At 64.9% G+C, this 20,403-nt stretch carries 20 protein-coding genes and 1 pseudogene; 13 read left to right on the top strand and 8 right to left on the bottom strand.

What is annotated here, in order from left to right; genetic code table 11:
• Complete coding sequence (gene ligA / locus ACQKI2_RS05930) at positions 1–2,106, bottom strand: NAD-dependent DNA ligase LigA (RefSeq protein ID WP_427378776.1); 2,106 nt, start codon at positions 2,104–2,106, stop codon at positions 1–3.
• Positions 2,103–3,788 (bottom strand): DNA repair protein RecN, encoded by a 1,686-nt coding sequence (locus ACQKI2_RS05925; protein ID WP_427378775.1) that lies wholly within the window; start codon positions 3,786–3,788, stop codon positions 2,103–2,105. Before ACQKI2_RS05925 ends, ligA begins: the two co-directional genes overlap by 4 nt.
• Positions 3,789–3,903: 115 nt before the next feature.
• Here ACQKI2_RS05925 and ACQKI2_RS05920 point away from each other — a divergent pair, with 115 nt between their 5' ends.
• Both ACQKI2_RS05920 and ACQKI2_RS05915 read left to right on the top strand, forming a co-directional pair.
• On the top strand, positions 3,904–4,635 hold the full coding sequence (locus ACQKI2_RS05920; protein ID WP_427378774.1) for a DUF2459 domain-containing protein: 732 nt from the start codon (positions 3,904–3,906) through the stop codon (positions 4,633–4,635).
• A 19-nt stretch (positions 4,636–4,654) separates the two neighbouring features.
• Entirely contained in the window at positions 4,655–5,779 is a 1,125-nt protein-coding gene (locus tag ACQKI2_RS05915; protein ID WP_427378773.1) for an alpha-L-fucosidase, read from the top strand.
• An 11-nt stretch (positions 5,780–5,790) separates the two neighbouring features.
• Here the strand turns inward: ACQKI2_RS05915 and ACQKI2_RS05910 are convergent, their stop codons facing one another.
• The 3 genes from ACQKI2_RS05910 to ACQKI2_RS05900 form a co-directional block, all read right to left on the bottom strand.
• Positions 5,791–6,261 carry a hypothetical protein gene (locus ACQKI2_RS05910; protein ID WP_427378772.1) on the bottom strand — a complete coding sequence of 157 codons (471 nt, stop codon included), beginning with the start codon at positions 6,259–6,261 and terminating at the stop codon, positions 5,791–5,793.
• Between the two features lie 131 nt (positions 6,262–6,392).
• Positions 6,393–7,283, bottom strand: a complete 891-nt coding sequence (locus ACQKI2_RS05905) for a DUF6624 domain-containing protein (protein WP_427378771.1) — start codon at positions 7,281–7,283, stop codon at positions 6,393–6,395.
• 157 nt (positions 7,284–7,440) lie between these two features.
• Positions 7,441–9,252 carry an aminopeptidase P family protein gene (locus tag ACQKI2_RS05900; RefSeq protein WP_427378770.1) on the bottom strand — a complete coding sequence of 604 codons (1,812 nt, stop codon included), beginning with the start codon at positions 9,250–9,252 and terminating at the stop codon, positions 7,441–7,443.
• A 164-nt stretch (positions 9,253–9,416) separates the two neighbouring features.
• On the opposite strand from ACQKI2_RS05900, the gene ACQKI2_RS05895 reads away from it, so the two are divergent.
• Together ACQKI2_RS05895 and ACQKI2_RS05890 are read left to right on the top strand one after the other, a co-directional pair.
• On the top strand, positions 9,417–9,611 hold the full coding sequence (locus ACQKI2_RS05895; protein WP_427378769.1) for a hypothetical protein: 195 nt from the start codon (positions 9,417–9,419) through the stop codon (positions 9,609–9,611).
• Between the two features lie 231 nt (positions 9,612–9,842).
• Positions 9,843–11,120: an alpha/beta hydrolase gene (locus ACQKI2_RS05890; RefSeq protein ID WP_427378768.1), complete on the top strand. Its 1,278-nt coding sequence runs from the start codon at positions 9,843–9,845 to the stop codon at positions 11,118–11,120.
• 3 nt (positions 11,121–11,123) lie between these two features.
• Here ACQKI2_RS05890 and ACQKI2_RS05885 read toward each other — a convergent pair whose 3' ends face one another.
• A complete protein-coding gene (locus ACQKI2_RS05885) occupies positions 11,124–11,945 on the bottom strand; it encodes a 50S ribosomal protein L11 methyltransferase (RefSeq protein ID WP_427378767.1) in 822 nt (273 codons plus the stop codon).
• A gap of 181 nt (positions 11,946–12,126) precedes the next feature.
• On the opposite strand from ACQKI2_RS05885, the gene ACQKI2_RS05880 reads away from it, so the two are divergent.
• The 5 genes from ACQKI2_RS05880 (at position 12,127) to ACQKI2_RS05860 (ending at position 14,514) form a co-directional block, all read left to right on the top strand.
• Entirely contained in the window at positions 12,127–12,492 is a 366-nt protein-coding gene (locus ACQKI2_RS05880; RefSeq protein WP_035599153.1) for a PRC-barrel domain-containing protein, read from the top strand.
• 164 nt (positions 12,493–12,656) lie between these two features.
• On the top strand, positions 12,657–12,947 hold the full coding sequence (locus ACQKI2_RS05875; protein WP_035599252.1) for a TM2 domain-containing protein: 291 nt from the start codon (positions 12,657–12,659) through the stop codon (positions 12,945–12,947).
• Positions 12,948–13,232: 285 nt separating this feature from the next.
• Entirely contained in the window at positions 13,233–13,706 is a 474-nt protein-coding gene (locus tag ACQKI2_RS05870; RefSeq protein WP_427378766.1) for a VOC family protein, read from the top strand.
• Positions 13,703–14,053, top strand: a complete 351-nt coding sequence (locus tag ACQKI2_RS05865) for an ArsR/SmtB family transcription factor (RefSeq protein WP_427378765.1) — start codon at positions 13,703–13,705, stop codon at positions 14,051–14,053. The genes ACQKI2_RS05870 and ACQKI2_RS05865 overlap by 4 nt, the downstream gene beginning before the upstream one ends.
• Positions 14,050–14,514: an SRPBCC domain-containing protein gene (locus ACQKI2_RS05860; protein WP_427378764.1), complete on the top strand. Its 465-nt coding sequence runs from the start codon at positions 14,050–14,052 to the stop codon at positions 14,512–14,514. The genes ACQKI2_RS05865 and ACQKI2_RS05860 overlap by 4 nt, the downstream gene beginning before the upstream one ends.
• On the opposite strand, the gene ACQKI2_RS05855 is transcribed toward ACQKI2_RS05860, so the two are convergent.
• The gene (locus ACQKI2_RS05855) at positions 14,489–14,983 is read right to left on the bottom strand and encodes a GFA family protein (protein ID WP_427378763.1); all 495 of its coding nucleotides are present in this window, start codon (positions 14,981–14,983) and stop codon (positions 14,489–14,491) included. The two genes, ACQKI2_RS05860 and ACQKI2_RS05855, sit on opposite strands and share 26 nt — an antisense overlap.
• 180 nt (positions 14,984–15,163) lie before the next feature.
• Here ACQKI2_RS05855 and ACQKI2_RS05850 point away from each other — a divergent pair, with 180 nt between their 5' ends.
• The 4 genes from ACQKI2_RS05850 (at position 15,164) to ACQKI2_RS05835 (ending at position 19,692) form a co-directional block, all read left to right on the top strand.
• Entirely contained in the window at positions 15,164–15,958 is a 795-nt protein-coding gene (locus ACQKI2_RS05850; protein WP_427378762.1) for a GNAT family N-acetyltransferase, read from the top strand.
• A 76-nt stretch (positions 15,959–16,034) separates the two neighbouring features.
• Positions 16,035–16,961 (top strand): peptidylprolyl isomerase, encoded by a 927-nt coding sequence (locus tag ACQKI2_RS05845; RefSeq protein ID WP_427378761.1) that lies wholly within the window; start codon positions 16,035–16,037, stop codon positions 16,959–16,961.
• 253 nt (positions 16,962–17,214) lie between these two features.
• The gene (locus tag ACQKI2_RS05840) at positions 17,215–18,501 is read left to right on the top strand and encodes a macro domain-containing protein (RefSeq protein ID WP_427378760.1); all 1,287 of its coding nucleotides are present in this window, start codon (positions 17,215–17,217) and stop codon (positions 18,499–18,501) included.
• 156 nt (positions 18,502–18,657) lie between these two features.
• Positions 18,658–19,692, top strand: a complete 1,035-nt coding sequence (locus tag ACQKI2_RS05835; protein ID WP_427378759.1) for a ribonucleotide-diphosphate reductase subunit beta — start codon at positions 18,658–18,660, stop codon at positions 19,690–19,692.
• Between the two features lie 225 nt (positions 19,693–19,917).
• On the opposite strand, the pseudogene ACQKI2_RS05830 reads toward ACQKI2_RS05835, so the two are convergent.
• Positions 19,918–20,214: pseudogene (locus tag ACQKI2_RS05830) on the bottom strand (GIY-YIG nuclease family protein); the annotation flags it as partial.
• Positions 20,215–20,403: the final 189 nt, after the last annotated feature.

Raw genomic sequence — 20,403 nt, 5'->3', positions numbered from 1 at the left:
TCAGGCCTCGCCGATCAGGGCCAGCCAGTCATCTTCCGTCATCACCGTCAGGCCAAGCTGCTCGGCCTTGGCAAGCTTTGAGCCTGCCCCTGGCCCGGCGACGACAATGTCCGTCTTGGCCGACACCGACCCGGCCACCTTTGCGCCCAGCGCGCTCGCCCGCGCCTTGGCCTCGTCCCGCGTCATCTTCTCCAGCGTGCCGGTGAACACCACGGTTTTCCCTGCCACCGGGCTGTCGGTTGCGGCAGGCACTTCATCCTCCACCTCGACCTCCTGAAGCAGCGCGGCGAGCATTTCCCGGTTATGCGGCTCGCCCTCGAACGCCATCAGCGCGCGGGCCGCCGCCTGGCCGATGCCATCAATGCCGATCAGGTCATTGTAAGCCTCGCTGCCCACGCCGCCCTCTTCAGCCGCCTTCACCGCCGCCCAGAAGCTCTGCCAGCTGAGGAAACTGCGCGCAAACTGGGAAGAGGTCGTCTGCCCCACATAGCGGATGCCGAGGCCATTGAGAAACCGCGCGAACGCCACCTTCCGGCGCGCATCGATCGCGCTGTAAAGCTTCTTCGCGGAGGCCGCGCCAAAGCCTTCCCATTCCTCCAGTGGCGGCAGGCCGGCCGCCTCGATATTCGTCTTTAGGCGGAATATATCCTGCGGCGCCTTCAGCACCCCCTTCTCGAAGAACAGCGCCACCTGCTTCTCGCCCAGCCCGTCAATATCCAGCGCCTTGCGCGAGACGAAATGTTTCAGCCGCTCCACCGCCTGGGCCGGGCAGATCAGCCCGCCCGTGCAGCGCCGGCGCACATCCTCGCGGCCGGCGTCATCAATCTCGCGCACCGCCGCCGAGCCGCAGACCGGGCAGGTGTCCGGCATCGTCCAGGCTGGCCCCTTCCCCGCTTCCACCACGCGCAGCACCTGCGGGATCACATCACCCGCCCGCTGCACCTCCACCCGGTCGCCGGGCTTCACGCCAAGGCGGGCAATCTCATCCTCATTGTGAAGCGTGGCATTGGAGACCACCACGCCCCCCACCGTCACCGGCTCCAGCCGCGCCACCGGCGTCAGCGATCCCGTGCGGCCCACCTGGATGTCGATGCCCAGCAGCGTGGTGACCGCCTTCTCGGCGGGAAACTTGTGCGCAATCGCCCAGCGCGGCGCGCGGCTGACAAAGCCGAGCCGCTGCTGCCAGTCCAGCCGGTCCACCTTGTAGACCACCCCGTCAATGTCATATTCAAGGCCCGCCCGCTCGGCCTCGATTTCAGTATAGTAGGAGAGAACCGCCTCCACCGTCTCGATACGGATCATGCGCGGATTGGTGACAAAGCCCCAATCGGCAAAGGCCCGGACCGCGCCCAGCTGCGTCTCCGCAAAGGGCTCGCTCGCCGCCGCCCAGGCATAGGCAAAAAAGCGCAGGGGCCGCGATTTGGTGATCTCCACATCCAGCTGCCGCAGGCTGCCGGCCGCGGCATTGCGCGGATTGGCGAAAGTCTTGCGCCCGGCGGCGGCCTCGCGCGCATTCAGCGCGGCAAAGTCGGACTTGGCCATATACACCTCGCCCCGGATCTCGATGCTCTCCGGCCAACCTGCGCCTTTCAGTTTCGCCGGAATATCCTTCAGTGTGCGGGCATTCTTGGTTACGTCCTCGCCCGTCTGGCCGTCCCCGCGCGTTGCGGCGCGCTTGAGTTTACCCTTCTCATAGGTGAGGCTGAGGGAGAGGCCATCAATCTTCGGCTCGGCGGTAAAGGCGACCACCTCTTCGGCCGGCAGCCCCAGAAAGCGGCGGATGCGGGCGGCAAAGTCAGCCACATCTTCATCCGTGAACGCATTGTCGAGCGACAGCATCGGCGCGCTGTGGCGGGCCTTGGCAAAGCCGTCTCCGGCTTCGGCGCCCACCCGCTCGCTGGGGGAATCCTCACGCTTCAGTTCCGGAAAGCGCGCCTCGATGGCAAGGTTGCGCTGGCGCAGGGCGTCATACTCGGCGTCCGTCAGCTCCGGCGCGTCATTCTGGTAATAGGCTGCATCTGCGTCCGCAATCGCCCTGGCGAGACGTTCCAGTTCTGCCGCCGCTTCTGCCGGCGTCAGCGCCTCGACCGGTTTCTCCGCGCTCATGCATCCTCCATCAACCTCCCTGCCGCCGCGCGCGCCTCATCGGTGATTTCCGCGCCCGACAGCATGCGGGCAATCTCTTCCCGCCGTCCGCACGCATCTAGCAAGCTGAGCTGTGTCTCGCCAGCCTCCGGAAGCTTTTCAATGAGCCAGTGATTGTCCGCTGCGGCGGCCACCTGCGGGCTGTGGGTTACGGCAAATACCTGCCGTGTCCGCGCCAGATGCTCGAACCGCTCGCCAATGGCGGCAGCCACCGCCCCGCCCACGCCCTGGTCTGCCTCGTCAAAGATCAGCGTGCCGGCGCTGCCCGCTTCGGCGAGCGCGCATTTCAGCGCCAGCGACACCCGCGCCAGCTCCCCGCCCGAGGCCACCTTGCGCAGCGCGCCAAAGCCCGCGCCCGGATTGGTTTCCGCCTCAAACTCCACCCGCTCGGCGCCTGCCGCGCCCGCCTCTGCCTCGGCCAGCGGCGTCAGCGCCACCCGGATCGTCGCCCGGCCCAGCTTCAGCGGTTTCAGCTCCGCCGCAATGGCTGCTTCCAGCCGCCCGGCCGCGCCCTTGCGGGCCTGGGTCAGCCGGTGGGCCGCGCCATGCCAGCGGGCCCGCGCCGCGCTTTCCGCCGCCTCGGCTTTCTTCAGGCCAGCATCCCCCGCCTCCACCAGATCGAGCCGCCCGCGCAGCGCCTCCAGCCGGCCGGGCAGCAGCTCTGCCTCCCCGCCATATTTCCGCGCCGCCGCGCGCAGCGCAAAAAGCCGCGCCTCCACCGCGTCGAGATCGCCCGACGCTTCGGGCAACGCCGCCAGCCGCGCCACCGCCAGCTCCGCCTCGCGCACCTCGATCAGCGCCCGCTCGATCGCCTCGGCGGCGGCCCGCGCGGTTTCGGCCAGCTGGCCCTCCCCGCTTTCAAAGCCCGGCAGCCGGCAGATCCGCTCGGCCGCCCGCGCCGCCTTGCCGAGCGCCGTTTCAGACCCGCCTTTGGCGAGCGCCTCTTCGGCCTCGGCGACCGCTTCCTGAATGCGCTCGGCCTGCATCAGGCGCATGCGCTCCTCGCTCAGCCGCTCGGCCTCGCCCTTTTGCGGCGCCAGGCGCTCCAATTCCTCCACCGAAGCCACCAGCCATTCGCGCGCTTCCCGCGCCGCGTCCTGCTCCGCCTTCAGCCGTGCCCGTTCGGCCCGCGCCGCGTCCAGCGCCTGCCAGGCAGCGGCGCATTCGGCCAGCAGCGCCTCATTGCCGGCAAACTGGTCCAGCAGCCGGCGATGGGAAGACGGCCGCATCAGGCTGGACGCAGCGTGCTGCCCGTGGATCTCCACCAGCAGGTCGCCCGCCTCGGCCAGCAGCGACGCGCTCACCGGCTGATCATTGATAAATCCCCGCGCCGGCCCCTGCGCCCGCACCACACGTTTCAGCGTCAGCGTTTCGCCCGCCTCCGCCGCAACGCCCTGCCCGGCCAGCAGCGCCCAGACCGGATGGTCCCGCGCCACGTCGAACTCGGCCGCAACGCTTGCCTGCTGGGCGCCCGCGCGGATCACGCCCCGGTCGGCCGGCCCGCCCAGGGCCAGCGCAATGGCGTCCAGAATGATGGATTTGCCCGCACCGGTTTCCCCGGTCAGAGCGGTGAAGCCTTCCCCCGGCGAAAGATCGAGCCGGGAAATAAGCACGAAATCACGGATAGAGACTGAGAGCAGCATGAAGGGGCTGATACCACGAGAACAAAATGAGAACAACCAGAATCATGGGCTTGCGCGCAGAGGCCACTTCGCCCCATCCTTGGCGCATCGGGCACAGGGCGCATCAGGAGGCGGGGTGCAGATAAGGCGCGCGCAGATCATGGCAGGCTTCAAGGGCGCGGGGCTCGCGGCCATCGCGCTCCTCATCCTCTGCTTCTGGTATCTGGGCGCTGCCTGGCTGTCGGGAAAACTGCCGCTCGGCGGGCGCGCGCAAGCCGAGGAGCCGGGCACCCCGGCCACCTATCTCTGCGAAGCGCCCTTCCACACGGACATCGCCCTCCCCCTGTACGATCCCCTGTTCGACTGGGCCGCCGAACTGAAAGACGAACTGCCCGCCTGGCTGCCGCCGGACACCTACATCCTCTTTGGCTGGGGCGACTCGGTCTTCTTCACCCGAGTGCTGCAGCCTGAAGACATGACCCCCGGCCGCGTCCTCAGCGCCCTGGCCGGCCTCAACGAAACTGCCGTGCGGATCGTCCCCGTCGATGGCGGATCAGTTGACGAGTTCTGCAATCCCATCGCCGTCGACACAGAGGGCCGCGCCGCCCTGATCGCGCATATCCGCGAGACCCTCGAGCGCGACCGCAAAGGCGAGCTGCGGATGATCCCGACGCCGGTGCCCGGCGAAATCCTGGTCCGCGCCAAGGGCCGCTACAGCATCTTCAACACCTGCAACCAGTGGACCGCCGCCGCCCTGGGCAAGGCCGGCCTGCCCCGCTCCCTGTTCGCGCCCTTCGCATGGAACGTTACGTCACCCTTGCAAGGCGCGCGCGAGACAGATACCGAGGAGGTAACTCTATACAACTAGATTAATGGGAGGAGTTAGCATGATTGGTCCAAATGGCCGCCCCTGTCCGGAATGGTTCGCCAAGCCCCAGCTTGGCATCTTCATTCACTGGGGCATGTTCACGATCCCCGCCTGGGCCCCGCGCGGCCGCGCCATCCACGAGCTTCATGGCGACGATTATTACATGAGCGCGGTGATGACCCCCTATTCGGAATGGTATGACAATGCCGTCCGCGTCGAAGGCAGCGAAACGCGCAAACGCCATCTGGCGCTCTACGGAGACAAGCCGTATCAGGACTTCTTCCCCGAATTTGACGCCCAGTCCCAGAAGTTCGATGCCAATGCATGGGCCGATTTCTTTGTCGAATGCGGCGCTACCCACTGCGTCTTCGTCGCCAAGCATCATGACGGCCTCTGCCTCTGGCCCACGCAGGTCGAAAATCCCCACCGCCCCGGCTGGCACACAGAACGCGACTTTGCCGGCGAGCTCGCCGATGCCGTCCGCGCGCGCGGCCTGCGCTTTGGCCTTTATTATTCCGGCGGCCTCGACTGGACCTTCCGCCCCTTCCCGATTGCCAATCTCGGCGACATGTTCGCCTGCGTCCCCACCGAGCAGGATTACCGCGACTACGCCCTCGCCCAGGCCAAGGAGCTGATCGACCGCTACAAGCCCTCGATCTTCTGGAACGACATCTGCTGGCCCAATGGCGAAGATGTGCCCGTCCTGCTCGACTATTATTACAAGGCCGTGCCCGACGGCGTCACCAATGACCGCTGGCTGGGCGCGCACGACTTCTTCAACTCCCTGCGCAATGACGAGGTCCGCAAGGGCTTCAACGACATGATGAAGGAACGCTCCGCAGGCGGCGCGCAGGAGGAAACGCCCGCGCCGTATGCGGACTATCGCTGCGTTGAGTTCGGCCTCGGCGTTGTGCCGAAGGAACACAAATGGGAGGCCTGCCGCGGCCTCGGGCTCGGCTTTGGCTACAACTCCGCCGAAATCCCGGAAGACTATATGACCAGCGACGAGGTGATCGCCCTTTACAAGGACGTCACCTCAAAGCGCGGCAACCTGCTGATCAATATCGGCCCCCTCGCCGACGGCACGATCCCCGATCTGCAGAAGACACCGCTGCGCGCCCTCGGGCAGTATCTGAAGGGCTGACGGCGGGGGCTTTACCCCGCCCGCTCCACAACATCCGCCACCGGCCGGCGCCGCGCGCCGTGCCGGCCCTTGAAGCGCACCTTCTGGCCCACCCGCACATACACCCGCCCCGGCGCCAGCTTGAACTGCACCGGGCTTTTCACCCGGTCACACCGGATGAGGCCCACGGCCTTGTACCGGTCAAGATGGATCACATTGCCCGACACCCATTCGTCCGGGTCAAGATCAGGCCCCCGGGCCGGGCCGGACGCGGCCTGCGCCAGCATCACCAGGGCCGGGCCGTCCGACAGGGCCACCGGCTGCGCCCCTACTACCGGCAGCGGCCCCTTCGCCCCGCGCCCGCCGGCCAGCCGCGCAATCACCGCCAGCGCCAAGACCAGGATCACCGCCCCCGCCAGTCCCACCACCAGCATCCGCGCCGTCTCATCCCACGCCGCCGGCAACAGCGATGTCACCGGCCTCAGTATTTCCTGAATATCCAAGTCTGCCTCCCTCAAGCAGGATCAAGGATTAGATCGCCGCCCCCCGCCGCCAAGCACCGGCGCGATATTCGCAACCGGAAACCCCGCGCTGCCTGATTTTCAGGCAGCACCTGGGCCCCCGCCCTGCCGCGCTATTGCGGACACATCGCGTCGATGCGCGCCTTGTTCTCTTCAAAGGTCACCTGGATGTCGAAGGCCGCCCGCCGCGCATTCACCTCTTCTGCCGGCGCTTCGATTTCGAACGCCACCCAGTCGCCCGGCCCCATACATCTGCCCTGCGTGCCAAACCGCTGCGGCCGATCCTGCGCCACGGCCACACGGTCCCACAGATAGGCGTAATTGTTCCGGTTCACATCCCCGGTCTCAAGCAGGGGCGCCATCTTCTCCAGCGCCAGCCGCTGGAAGGCGGGGGTCTGGTCGGCATGCTGCGTCAGCAGCCAGATATTGCTGGCCGTATCGGCGCCCACCTCCTCCACCGTCCACCAGCGCCCGCCGCGCGCCTCGAGTTCGCGCTGCAGAAACGCCGTATTGTCGAGATCGGTGCGGACAAGCGCCCGCATTATGCGGTCTCCGAAGGCTGCCCCGCCTTCCTCGTCCAGCTCAAACCCCAGGCGCGCGGCCAGCGCAACCGGCGCCTCCGGGGTCATCGGCCCATCCAGGCGCCCATACTGATCCAGCGCCACGCGCCGGTAAACCTCCTTCACAAACGGATCATCGCTTTCGTCAGAGGTCTGTTGATAGTCCCTCATCTTCTGATGCCAGTCGAGGAAGGGCGCCTTCTCTCCGGCAAGGATGGCATCGCGCTCGGCAATCCATGCCTCCAGAACTTCATCAGCCTGCGAATGAGGTGCCGGCGGCGTCGCCAGCCAGTCGCTGAGATCAAAGTTCGCTTTGGGCTTTTTCTCCTCTGCCGCTTCCTCCGGCGCGGCCTCTTCCGGCGGCGCGGCTGGCTCCCCCGCAAAGGATGGCGCCGCAAACCCGCCGAGCGCCGCCATCACCAGACCCATCAGATAATACCGCATCCCTCAGCCCTCCTGATCCCCGGAGGAAGCAGTCTAGCCGGGCACACACCCGAAACAAGGAAATAATTGCTACCTTAACGATCAATAATGATTACCCCAAACAAAACGCCCCAGCCTTTCAGGCCGGGGCGCTTCTTGTCTCTCTGCGGCGGCGAAATCAGATCTTCGCGCAGGCCTTCTTCAGCCAGTCTTTCACCTCGCCGTCCAGCTTGCGGCCAAGCAGTTTCAGAACGCGCTTGTGATAGTCGTTCACATATTTGCGCTCTTCCTTCGTCAGCATCTTCACATCGATCAGGTCACGGGCCAGCGGCGCAAAGGTCAGGCATTCAAAGCCGAGCATCGCAATTTCCCCGCCCGGAATATCCTCCGCAGGCGTCACATATTGCAGGTTCTCGATGCGGATGCCGTATTCCCCGGCCTTGTAGAAGCCCGGCTCGTTGGAAACGATCATCCCCGGCATCAGCGGCACAGGGTTCCACGGCTTGGCAATCCGGTGGGGCCCCTCATGCACGCCAAGGTAAACCCCCACGCCGTGGCCGGTGCCATGCTGATAATCCAGCCCCGCCTGCCACAGCGCGTGGCGCGCCAGCACGTCCAGATGCGTGCCCGTGGTGCCCGGCGGAAAGCGCACGGTGGCCAGCGCAATATGCCCTTTCAGCACACGGGTATAGTTTGCGCGCATTTCCTCCGTAGGCGTCCCGATCGGCACGGTGCGCGTCACATCCGTCGTTCCGTCCAGATACTGCCCGCCCGAATCGATCAGGAACAGCGATCCGCGCGCCAGCTTCCGGTCAGAGGCCGTGGAAACCCGGTAATGCGGCAGCGCGCCATTCGGCCCCGCGCCGGAAATCGACGGGAAAGAGAGGTCATTGAGATTGCCCAGCTCCTCGCGGAACGCTTCCAGCTTCACCACTGCGTCAATCTCGGTCACGTCCCCGCTCTGCGCTTCGGTGTCCAGCCAGTGGAGGAACTTCGTCAGGGCAATACCATCGCGCGCATGCGCCGCCGTCGTGCCCTTGATCTCTGCCGCGTTCTTGCACGCCCGCGGCAAGGCCACCGGGTCGCGCTGGCGCAGGATATTGGCGCCCGCTTCCTTCAGCGCGTCAAAGAACCAGGCCGAGGCCACGTCCGGGTCCAGGCTGACGGTCTTGCCCGAAAGGCCTTTCAGCCCCTCGTCCAGCTTGCTCAGAGGGCGGAGCGTTACCTTGTTGCCCAGATGCCGGCGTAGCGCGGCGTCGGTCTTCTCCTCGTCGATGAAGAGGTCCGCCGAGCCATCCGCACGCAGGATCGCCCGCCCCAGCGGCAGCGGCGTACAGCTTACATCCCCGCCGCGAATATTGAATGCCCAGGCCAGCGAGGCCGGCGAGGTCAGCACCGCCGCGTCCGCCCCGTCGCGGGCGAGCTGCGCGCCAACCGCTTCCAGCTTGTCGGTATGCGCCACGCCGGCATGTTTTACCGCCTGGGGCACCACCTTCGCCATCGGCTGGGGCGGACGATCCGTCCACGCCGCATCGACCGGGTTCTCAGTCACCGCCACCAGCTCGGCCCCGGCCTTCGCCGCCGCTGCCGCCAGCGCGGCCACATCATTCGGGCTCATCAGGCGCGGGTCATACCCCACCTTCTTGCCTTTAAGGCTCTGCTGGGCCAGCCAGCCAAACGCGCCGGGGTCAGGAATGCCCACCACTTCAAACAGCGCCGGGTCGGTCTGGTCGCCCGCCTGCAGCGTGTAGCGCCCGTCAGCAAACAGCACCGCCTGGCCCGCAAACACGAAGGCCGAGCCGAACGAGCCGGTAAACCCACTCACCCAGGCCAGGCGCTCATTCGCGTCGGGCAGGTATTCGTTCTGATATTCATCGTCATGGGGCACGTAGAAGCCGTCGAGGCCCTGGCGCGCCAGTTCACGGCGAAGCAGCGGAAGATGGGTCCGGCCGTCCTGCGGCCCGCCCTTGATGTCGAATGTCTGTCTCATGCCCTTTCATAGCGCCAAGTGGCCGCGCCGGAAAGCAAGCAAGCTATGCAAATCGGCATGGAAAAATGTCACTTTCCATACTGTTTTGTTTAGCTCGCACCCTATATAGGCCGCACACAAACATTGCTGCGCCGCAGCAAAGTGAGCATTAACAAGGCATTAACATGAAAACCGAAATTAACCTCTCGCAATCGGCCGATATGGTGATCGAGAGCGTCCTGCGCCCGGCAATGGACACCCAGGCTGCAAGCGCCGCTGCGCCGGCCGCGCATGAAAGCGCCCGCGACGCCCTCGTCCGCCTCAACATCCTGGCCCGCCGCCAGCAACGCTGGGATCGCCGCGCCGCCCGCGCGTCCTGATCCGTCCTTATTCGCCTGCCGCCCCGCACCCTCCCATCGGGGGCGGCAGCTGAAGATCGCCCGGCCAGGCGTCCCTCCCCCACGCGCCGGCGCGATCCCCTCCCCGCCCATCCCTCCCCCAGGGATGGGCCGGAGGGCCAAGGGAGCCTCTCCAAAGTTTAACTTCCCGCTGAAATCATACCCCCTAAAGTTGCTCTTCAGACATCACCTGATGGGCAAGGGGAAACACCTATGGCGTTCTGGCACCACACGGGCGCGGCCTTCGCCGCCCTGCTCACCGCATGCAGCACTGCGCCCACGCCGCTGGCCGCTGCCGGCAGCACCGATGTTCGTCCGCGGTCGGTCGAGATATCCCTGCCCTGCGCAGACCATGCGGCCCGCCGCCTGGAGGAAACCAACCCCATCCAGCTAGCAATGCTCGATCTTCTGGCAAACGCCTGCGCGCTGCCTACGGACGATCTCACCCTGGCGGAAGCTGAAGCCACGCTCGCCGGCAAACCGCTCGCCCTCACCGCCAAAGGGGACACGCTCACCCTCTTTCAGATCGCGGACGGCCGGGAGCCTTCCATCTGCTGCTCCCTCCAGAGGGCAAACTGGCGCGACCTTGGCGATGGGCGCACCTATGCCGCCCGCTTTCATCTCAAGGATCTGCAGTCAGGCATGCTCAAACTGACAGCAAAGCCGCTGGATCAGGAGTGGGTGGAGGATGACTTCATCCTCTGGCGCGGCCCGGATGCGCCGGACGAGCCCATCTTCAAGCCTGACCTTGAGGGCACTCTGTCAGATCACACGCTCTACAGCCCCGAACTGGGCGAAACGCGCAAGCTGATTATCTACCAGCCTCGCCAAGGCGGAGAAGGCCGCCTGCCCACGCTCTATCTGGCCGATGGCGACGACCTGCATTTCCTGGCCCGTATCATCGAGCCGCTGATCGATGCGCGCGAAATCGCCCCGCTCCTGATTGTCGGCATGCCCAGCGGTCAGGAAGGCATCGTGGAGGATCGCAGTGATCTTGGCCAGGATATCCGCAGCCTCGACTACCTCCCCATAGATTTACCCGGACATTCGCCCAGCCGGTTTGAACCCTATCTCGCTTTTGCCGCAGACACGCTGGCGCCATGGGTGGAGGAAACCTTCCCGGCGGCGCCGGACCGTCAGATGCGTGCGGTTTCAGGCAAATCCAGTGGCGGGGGCTTTTCCCTCAACGCCGGCTATCGCAGGCCGGATGTCTTCGGCCATGCTTGGCCTATGTCGGTTGGGAGCGGTGAGATCCACCCCGCCGCCCTGCCCGAGGGCGAGCCCGCCCGTTTCCGCATCAGTGCGGGCTATTACGAACCGTATTTCCTCCGGGCCAGCCGGATCAGCGCGCAAGCACTCCACGACGCCGGATACTCCGTAGACACCAACTGGTACGCCGCCGGCCACATGACGGACCAGTGGCACCACCGTCTGCTCGAAAACCTCAAATCCGTCTTCCCCAGCCCGGCGGCCAGCGCCAGCGCCGAGTAAGTCTTATCCCCGCTTCCGGAATACCAGCGTTGACCAGCCGTCGCGCTTGATGCGTTTCTGGAAGAGAAGGTTATGCCCCTCATAGGCGGCGCGCACCGGCGCGGCCTGATGGTGGAGCAGGCCCGAAAGGATGATCGTCGCGCCCGGCGCCGAAAGCTGCTCGATCTCTCCGGCAAGGCCGATCAGCGGCTTCATCAGGATATTGGCAAACACCGTATCATAAGGCCCCGCCCGCCGGATCGCCGGATTGTTGGCGCCCGCCACATGATGCACGAAAAACCGGCTCACCTGGTTCTTCTTCGCGTTCTCGCGCGCCACGAACACCGAGTCCCGGTCAATGTCGCTGCAGGACGCCATCTCCGCGCCCACTTTCAGCGCCGCAATCGCCAGCACGCCTGATCCCGTGCCCAGATCCAGCACGCGCCCCGGCTTGCGATAGCGCCGCGCCTCCGCCAGCGCCAGGAGGCAGCCCAGCGTCGTGCCATGGTGGCCGGTGCCAAAGGCAGGGCCTGCTTCGATCAGTACAGAGATTTTCCCCGGCGAGGATTGGGTCAGCGCATGGCTGCCCGCCACCACGAACGGCCCGGCATTGACCGGCGGCAGCCCTTCCAGCGACAGCGTCACCCAGTCCCGCTCGACAATCTCCTCGATCCGCGCGGTCAGCTCCGGGGCGGCTTCCTCGATGAGGGCGGCGCATTCTTCGGCCTCTTCCAGCGTTTCGCAGAAGGCGTCGATCCGCCAGGCGCCGCGCGCATCTTCCTTGGCATCAACCGCGCCTGCGGGCGAAGGGTCCGCCCAGGCGAGCGCCTCCCATGCCGTTTCCACTGGCCCCCGCGGGCCTCTTGCCGTGATCTGGTACATGGACGCGGCGCTTAGCAGGCCGCCCCCGCCTTGGGAAGCGGGCAAGGCGCCCCGCCCCGCCCCCATCCTAACAAAGTTTAACACAACCTCTGCGGGCTCGCGGCGTTGGTCCGGTACAGCAACCCCCGAAAAGGAGACGACCTTTATGCCGACCCCATCCGGACATACCAGCGCCATCCCCGCCAGCCGCACCATCGGCACCTCCGTCTACAACACCGCCGGCGACAAGATCGGCAAGGTCGAAGACGTGATGCTCGACAAGCTCGACAACTCGATCCTTTACGCCGTTGTCGGCTTTGGCGGCTTCCTGGGCATGGGCGAGAAATACCATCCCGTTCCGTGGTCAACGCTCGACTACAACAAGGACAAGGATGGCTATGTCGTGCCCTTCACCAAGGAACAGCTGGAAGCGGCCCCGGCCGATTCCATCGAACAGCTGACCAAGAATGACGGCTACGCCGCCCGCGACGCGGCCTACAATTACTACAAGGTCCAGCCCTACTGGCTCTGATCCCCTGCCAGTAAAGCCTGGATAGAAGGCGGTGGCCCCGGCCACCGCCTTTCCTTTTGCTGAGGGTGCGGAGTCAAAAAATTACCGTTTTTCGATAAAAACCACTGGAAACCTGCCCGCTGCCTATTATATGATAATCGATAAGACAGCAGAGGAGCCGGACAATGGCTTTCACCACCGAAGACATGATCCTGATCGAGCAGCGCGCCGCCAATGAGAAGAAGAGCGCCGGAGCCGCCTATCTGCTCTGGTTCTTCCTGGGCTGGATCTCGGCGCACCGCTTCTATCTCGGCAAGCCGGTCACGGCGGTCCTGCAGATCGTCAGCTATTTCTTCCTCATCGGCTTTGTCTGGTGGGTGCTGGATCTCTTCCTCATCCCGGCGATCATCGAGCAGAAGATGGATGCCGCCCGCTCCGATGCGGCCTGGTCCATCCGCCGCAGCCGCTACGCCTGACAAGGGGCCCAAACCCCAGCGGCTGCCCTCCTCCCACAGCCGCCCCCAAGGCCCCGGAGTTCCCCGCTCCGGGGCCTTTTCTTTTTCAATACAGAGAGATCAAGCGCCCTCCTCCCCCGTTTACGGGGGAGGTGCCCCAAAGGGGCGGAGGGGGGAGCCTCACTCGCTGCCCCACCCCCAACACCCGCTTCGGCACGCACCGCACAAGCCGCACTTACCAATTCGTGCTTGACCATTTATTTTCACTTTTGTAGAAATATTATCAACAAACGGAAGGAAATGCAGATGTCAGATTTCTCTCGCGGCAAGGGCGTCTCCAGCGCCGTCACCTATGCAGACCCCAACGCCGCCTTCCGCTGGCTGGAAGACGCCTTCGGGTTTGAGCCTGTGATGGTGATCCTGGACGAGCATGAGCGCATCGCCCATTCGGAGATGGCCTTCGGCAGCGGCCTCATCATGGTGGGCGGCGAATGGTCTGAAAACCATCGCAGCCCGAAAAGCCTCTCCGGCGTAAACACCCAGTCCGTCCACATACAGCTTGCGCCCGGCGAAGACATTGACGCCCATTGCGCCCATGCGCAGAAGTCCGGCGCCGAAATCCTTCAGATGCCGGACGATCAGTTCTACGGAGACCGCACCTATCGCGCCCGCGACCCCGAAGGCCATATCTGGACCTTCGGCGTCACCGTGAAGCAGATGACCCCCACCGAATGGGACAAGGCCTCCGGCGGAAGCCTGCACACCCGGACACGCCTGTGAGCGAACCTGCCCGCCTCGATACCGTCTTCGCCGCGCTGGCCGATCCAGACCGGCGCCGCGCGGTAGAGCTGCTGGGAGAGCGGCCCCGCAGCGCGGGCGAGCTGGCCAGCGCGCTTGGCCTTGCCGCCCCGGCGATGAGCCGGCATCTGCGCCTCCTCAAACAGGCAGGCCTGGCGCAGGAAAGCCATCCGGAATTTGATGCCCGTGTACGGATCTATTCCCTGAAGGAGGGGGCCATGGCGGATCTGAAGCTATGGCTGGCAGAAACCGAAGCCCTCTGGACCGGTCAGCTCACCGCTTTCAAGGCGCATGTCGAGGGCAAGGCAAAGGCGCGGAAAAAGCCGTGAGCGCCGTGATCGTCTCCCTCCGCGTGCCCGCCAGCCCGGAAGAAGCCTTTGACATATTCACCGCAGAGATTGCCGCCTGGTGGCAGCCCTCCGCCCTCTTCCAGCTTACCCCGCGCGGGGATGGCACGCTGAGCTTTGAGGAAGAAGCCCGCCTTATCACCACCCTCCCCAATGGCAAGGTGTTCGAGATTGGCCGCGTCACCGCCTGGCAGCGCGGCCAGCGCCTCGCCTTCTCCTGGCGCCAGGCGACCTTCACGCCAGACCAGATCACCCATGTCGATGTCCGCTTCGAGGCGGTCGGCGCAGAAACCCGCGTCACGGTGGAGCATCGCGGCTGGGACACGATCCCTCAGGCACATGTCGCCCGCCACGGCTTTCCCCTCGCCGCCACCCAGATGCGCCTTGCCGAATACTGGCGCGCCCAGCTCGCCGCGCTCAGCCGGGCCCGTAGATCGCCGTGAACTGATCCCACAGCGCCGCCCGCGTCGTCTTGAACGCCTTCACCACCAGCGCGTCTGAGGCGGCCACCGCATCGGGCCACGCCTCTTCGATGAAGATGTGCGAGGTCGGGATCGCCCAACCGGCTGCGTCCAGCGTTCCGGCGCAAAGGATGATCAGGTCCGGCGCCACATCCGGCCCGTGCCACAGCCGCGTCCCGCAATGGCGGCAGCGATAGATGGAGATCTGGTTGCCGCTGCCCCCGGTGCGCCGGAAAAGGTCCAGCTGGCCAGAGGTCACCTCAAACCCCGCTTTCGCCACATGCAGGTAAACCCCAAACGGTGCCCCGGAAAGGCGCTGGCAATCCCCGCAATGGCAGGCATTCACCGCCATCGGCCGCGCGCTCACCCGGTAACGCGCCCGGCCGCAATGGCATCCCCCCTCCAGCGGCAGCGAAGGCAAAGGCGGGCGCAACACATCCATCCGTTTCATCCGCCAAACCCTGCCCCCACCCCCGCGCCCAGGCAAGGCCCGCTTCTGCATGGCTCGGTTTCGGGAAAGCCGGCATCGCGCGGCGATTGACAGACATCCCCTTCCGCCACTTAAAACCTGAACCATTCTTCTGCGTGCGGATCAGAAACATCTGCCGCTCGGGCCATAGGGGGCCTCCCGATGTTACCTTCCAGCCACCTCGCAGCCGTGGCAGAGGCCTATGCTTGGCACCGGGGCCTCGGTAATGAGTGCATCAGAGGCGATCATTGCCAGTTGGTGATCGACCGTGCGCATCCTGCCGTCTGGTCATCAAACCACGCCTCGCGCATCCGTGCCGAGACCGAACCGGAAATAGATGCCGTGTTCGAAACAATGGACCGCGCGTTCGCCCATTGCAGCCATCGCTTTGTCAGCAGCGATTGCTTTACGCCGCCTCAATTCCTGGCTCACCTGGCCATGAGAGACTACCGCGAACTTACCCCCACGCTGCAGATGATCCTTCCGGGTGACCTGGCATCCGTAACGGCCCCGCATCTGGATCTGCGCGAAGTCATCAGTGATCAGGATTGGAGGGTCGTTGCCCGCCTTGTCCGCACCGACCACGAAGAAGGGGCCCGAACCAATCGCACAGCCCTCACAGACGAGGTGAGCCGGGGGATCGTCGAGGGGTTCAGAAAGAAAGCGGGCCCATGTACCCTCTATCTGGCCCGCCTTGATGGCGAAGACTGCGCCTACGGAATGGCCGTCCGCTGCCCGAATGGTCTCGGCATGGTGGAAGACCTCTACACCCTGCCTGGCTATCGGGGTCGCGGCATCGCGTCGGCCATCATCCGGCATTGCGTTGATGTCCTGCGCCAGGAGGACCACCAGGTCATCTTCCTCGGCGCCCACATAACGGAACGGCCCAAACATCTGTATCACAAGCTCGGCTTCAAACCGCTGATGCTCACCCGCGAATTCGTGCTGGCGTTATAGCGTTTGATCAGCCCCCTGCCCGCCATCAGGCCACCGCCGGTTGACGCGCGCGCGGGGGTGGCAGACAGTTGCGCGTATGAAACGCGCTCTTCTTGCCTCCGCCGCCCTTTTCTGTGCCGCCTGCGTCACATCCAGTCCGGTCTTGTCCGAAACTGTCCCTGAACTGACCGAAGCTGATCCCGGCTGGCGCGCGGTTGACCCGGAAAATCTGATCATCGTCACGCTGGAAACCGGCACGGTCGCGATCGAGCTGTTCCCGGAAGCGGCCCCCGCCCATGCCGCCCAGATAAGGGAGGCGGTCCGCGAAGGCTTCTATGACGGGGAATATTTCTACCGCGTCGTCGAAGGCCATGTGGCCCAGGCCGGCCGCGAATTCGACCTGGCCATTGCCGCCTGGCCCACCCTGCCCTTCGAGGCGGAACGTCAGGTCTCCGCCGAAGGCTTTGCCCCGCAGGGGAACGCAGACCTCTACGCGCAGGAAGTTGGCCACAGACAAGGCTTTGCCGTTGGCCGGGAGGGGGACAGGGAATGGCTTCTCAACTGCCCCGGCGCCCTCGGTATGGCGCGCGATACCAATCCCGAAAGCGGCTCCACCGAGCTCTACATCCCCCTTCAGCCGCGCCGCTATCTGGACCGGAACTACACCATCTTCGGCCGGGTGATCGACGGGATGGAATTCATCCACCGCCTGACCCGTGTTGATCCGTCCACGGAAGAAGAAATGAACGCGATGATGGGGGAAGACGAGGAACTCGCCCATCAGATCAGCCAGTATCGCCGCTCCAAACTGGCGGATAACCAGATCGTATCGGCCCGTATGGCCGCCGATATCCCCGTGGACAGCCGCCCGGCCTATGACGTTATGATGACGCCCTCCGCCGAATGGGAAGCCCTGAAAACCTCCAAGCGGGATTACACCGGCATCGCCGCCCTCGCCTACACCCCGCCCAAGGTGCTGGACATCTGCTCCCTCCCCGTGCCCGCCCGGCGGGCGGGGGAGTGACGCAAGGATGGGCACTGCCGGGCCTCTGATAAACCTTACGCATTTATAATCTCCCGCGAATCCATCCGGAAACAGAGCACTAGCGCGCAGCCTCTCCTGTGGGGCGAAGCGGCGGCTTTCTCCTGCCTTGCCAGTCTCGCCGGGCCATAGTTTCGTTTTGGCTTCGGGTGCCCCGGGCTGCCGGTCCGGGCGGGCGGGCTTTGCGCCCTGCGGCGGGGCGCCGGAACGGCTTCGAGAGGCAGGGCGTGTGAGCATGGCGTTCGAGGGAAAGTCGCAGGGCGAGGGCCGCCCCGCCGAGACCGAAGGCAAGACCCAGACCGGGCGGCGCTGCTTCGTCATCCTGCCCTATCCGGCCAGCGAGGAAGCCGCATCCGGCCCGGATTTCGACGCGGTGTATGAAGAGCTCATCCGCCCCGTGATCGAGGACCTGAACCTCGACATCCTCCGCGCCGACCGGGTGAGCCGTTCCGGCCTCATCCACAAGGAGATGATCGAAAACCTGCTGGAAGCCGATGTGGTAATTGCCGATGTCACCCTCGGCTCGCCCGACGTGTTCTTCGAGCTCGGCATCCGCCAGACCGCGCGGCGGGCAGGCACCGTCATTCTGCGCCATGCCAAAAGCGCCGTGCCGCTGCCTATCTCCGGCCTGCGGGCGCTGGATTATGATCTGGACGCGCGCGGGGCCATCTCGCGCCAGCAGGTGATCGAGGATTGCCGCATCCTCTTGCGCACGCATGTGAGGAACAGCCTCGACAATCCGAGTACGGACAGCCTCGTCCACACGCTGATGCCGGGGATGGAGGTTTCCCTGCCCGGCCGCCTCATTCCCGAGCGGCGCTACATCTCCTACCGCGTTGGCCCGCAGGGGCCAAAACCCTCGAAACTGATCGAACTCGTCACCGGCGACATTGCCGACATTGACGACATGGATGTGTGGGTAAACCCCGAGAACACCCGGATGGAATTTGGCCGGTTCCACGAAACCTCCATCTCGGCAGCCATCCGCTATCTCGGCAGCCGGCGCGACCGGCATGGCTTTGTGCGCGACGACATGATCGCCCGCCTCCTGGCCCAGCGCGCGGGCGGCCATCAGCTGCGCACCGGGGTGGAGCCGGCCACCGCGCTGATCACGGAAGCAGGCATGCTCAGCCGGTCCAACAGGGTGCGCCTGCTGGTGCACACCGCCGCCTATCAGGGCGAGCCGGGGCGCGGCTACCGGTTGATCGGGGCCTATCGCAAATGCGTCAGCAACGCGCTGGCCGCCGTGGACGCGGAAAACCGCCGCTTTGGCGTCAGCCCGAAACGGGCGCTGAAATCGGTGCTCATCCCCCTCTTCGGCACGCGCAGCAGCGGGGAAAGCCCGCATGAACGCGCCCAGGGCCTGATCCAGACTGCCCAGCAATACCTCCTGAACTGGCCCGACTCGCGCATCGAGCGGGTGGCTTTCCTCTGCCATACCCAGGCCGACCTCGACCTCGCCCAGGCCGCGCTCTACCGGATGGGCCTGCGCGCGGTTGCCGTGCCGAGGGGCGCGCGCTAGGCAGGCAGGCAGGGGCTTTTTTGTGGGATTCGCCGGGGTGCGGCACATGCACATCTTGCGGTATTAACCCATTTTAAGCACTATATGTGGTGTGTTGAGTGTCCGAACCGGCCGGATTCGCCGGCCTTAACCGACCTGATGAATGGAGCCCGCCCCATGGCAAACGTAAGCAATGATCGCCCCGGCCTGCTGACGCCGAGCCTTGCCTACAAGCCCTTCCGCTATCCCTGGGCGTACGAGTTCTGGAAGAAGCAGCAACAGGTTCACTGGATGCCCGAGGAAGTGCCCCTCGGCGAGGATTGCAAGGACTGGGCGGTGAAGCTCTCGGACGCCGAGCGCAACCTGCTGACCCAGATCTTCCGCTTCTTCACCCAGTCGGATGTCGAAGTCGGCGCCAACTATATGGAACACTACATGCCGCTGTTTAAGCCGGTGGAAGTGTCCATGATGCTGTCGTCCTTCTCCAATATGGAGACGATCCACATCGCGGCCTACGCCCTGCTGCTGGAAACCATCGGCATGCCGGATTCGGAATTCTCCGCCTTCATGGAATACAAGGAGATGGCCGCCAAGCACGACTATCTCGGCCAGTTCGGCACGGAGACGAACGAGGACATCGCCCTCTCCATGGCCGTGTTCGGCGCCTTCACTGAAGGGCTGCAGCTCTTTGCCTCCTTCGCCATGCTGATGAACTTCCCGCGCTTCAACAAGATGAAGGGCATGGGCCAGATCGTTTCCTGGTCGGTGCGCGACGAGAGCCTGCACTGCGAGGGCATGATCAAGCTGTTCCACACCTTCTGCGCCGAAACCGGCGTGATGACGGACGAGCTGCGCGAGCGTATCCGCGAAAGCTGCCGCACGGTGGTGAGCCTGGAAGACAAGTTCATCGAGCTTGCCTTCGAGATGGGCCCGGTCGAAGGCATGACCGCCGACGATATCAAGAACTACATCCGCTATATCGCCGACTGGCGCCTTGGCCAGCTGAAGCTGGAGCCGCTCTTCGGCATCACCAAACACCCGATCCCCTGGCTGACCGAAATCCTCAACGGGGTCGAGCATGCCAACTTCTTCGAGCAGCGCGCGACGGAATATTCCAAAGGCGCCACGAAGGGCGACTGGCACGGCGATGACGGCGTCTGGGGCCGCTTCGACGCCCGCCGGAAAGCCGCTGACAACGTGCCGGCGGAGTGACGCCAGGAAAGAGTTGATAGAAGGTCCCGGATAGCAGCTGCGCTGCTTCCGGGATGACACGGATTTTCTGAAACAAACCGTGTCATCCCGGACGGCCCGAAGGGACGATCCGGGACCTTCCCTCAATCTTGCGCCCCCCTCTCAACAAGGTCCCGGATCACTGCTTCGCAGTGTCCGGGATGACACGGGTGTACGGGGGATAGCGGGAATCCTCGCGCCGCCCGTCAACAGCTCCTCATACAGATCAATCCAGCCGGGATTGAATTTCCCGATCAACTCATCCTTCCATTGCCGGCGCCAGCGCTTGAGGCGTTTCTCAAAATTCAGCGCATCGTCCACTTCGGCAAATTCCTCAAACCAGACGAGGCGCCGAATGTGGTATTTCTTTGAGTGACCGCTGAAGGCCCCGCGCCGGTGTTGCGAGACACGGGCGAGCAGGTCACTGGTGATGCCTACGTAAAGCGCGCCGTCTTTCTTCGAGGCGAGGATATAGACCCAGTAGGTTTTCTGACTTGTCCCCATGGTTGGAACATATAGAGAACATATTCCTCCTTGTCAATCTCTTCGTGTCATCCCGGACGGCCCGAAGAGGCGATCCAGGACCTTCGTGGGGAAAAGTCCCGGATAGCGGCTTTGCCGCTTCCGGGATGACACGGGGGAGCGCGAGATGACACGGGAAGGCTGGCGCCCCCGCCCCGGCCCCGCTAAGGT

The organism is Hyphomonas sp. NPDC076881 (genome assembly GCF_050269995.1).
GTDB lineage: Bacteria > Pseudomonadota > Alphaproteobacteria > Caulobacterales > Hyphomonadaceae > Hyphomonas.
The sequence above is the reverse complement of the archived record's forward strand: the minus strand, read 5'-3'. Positions and strand labels throughout refer to the sequence as shown.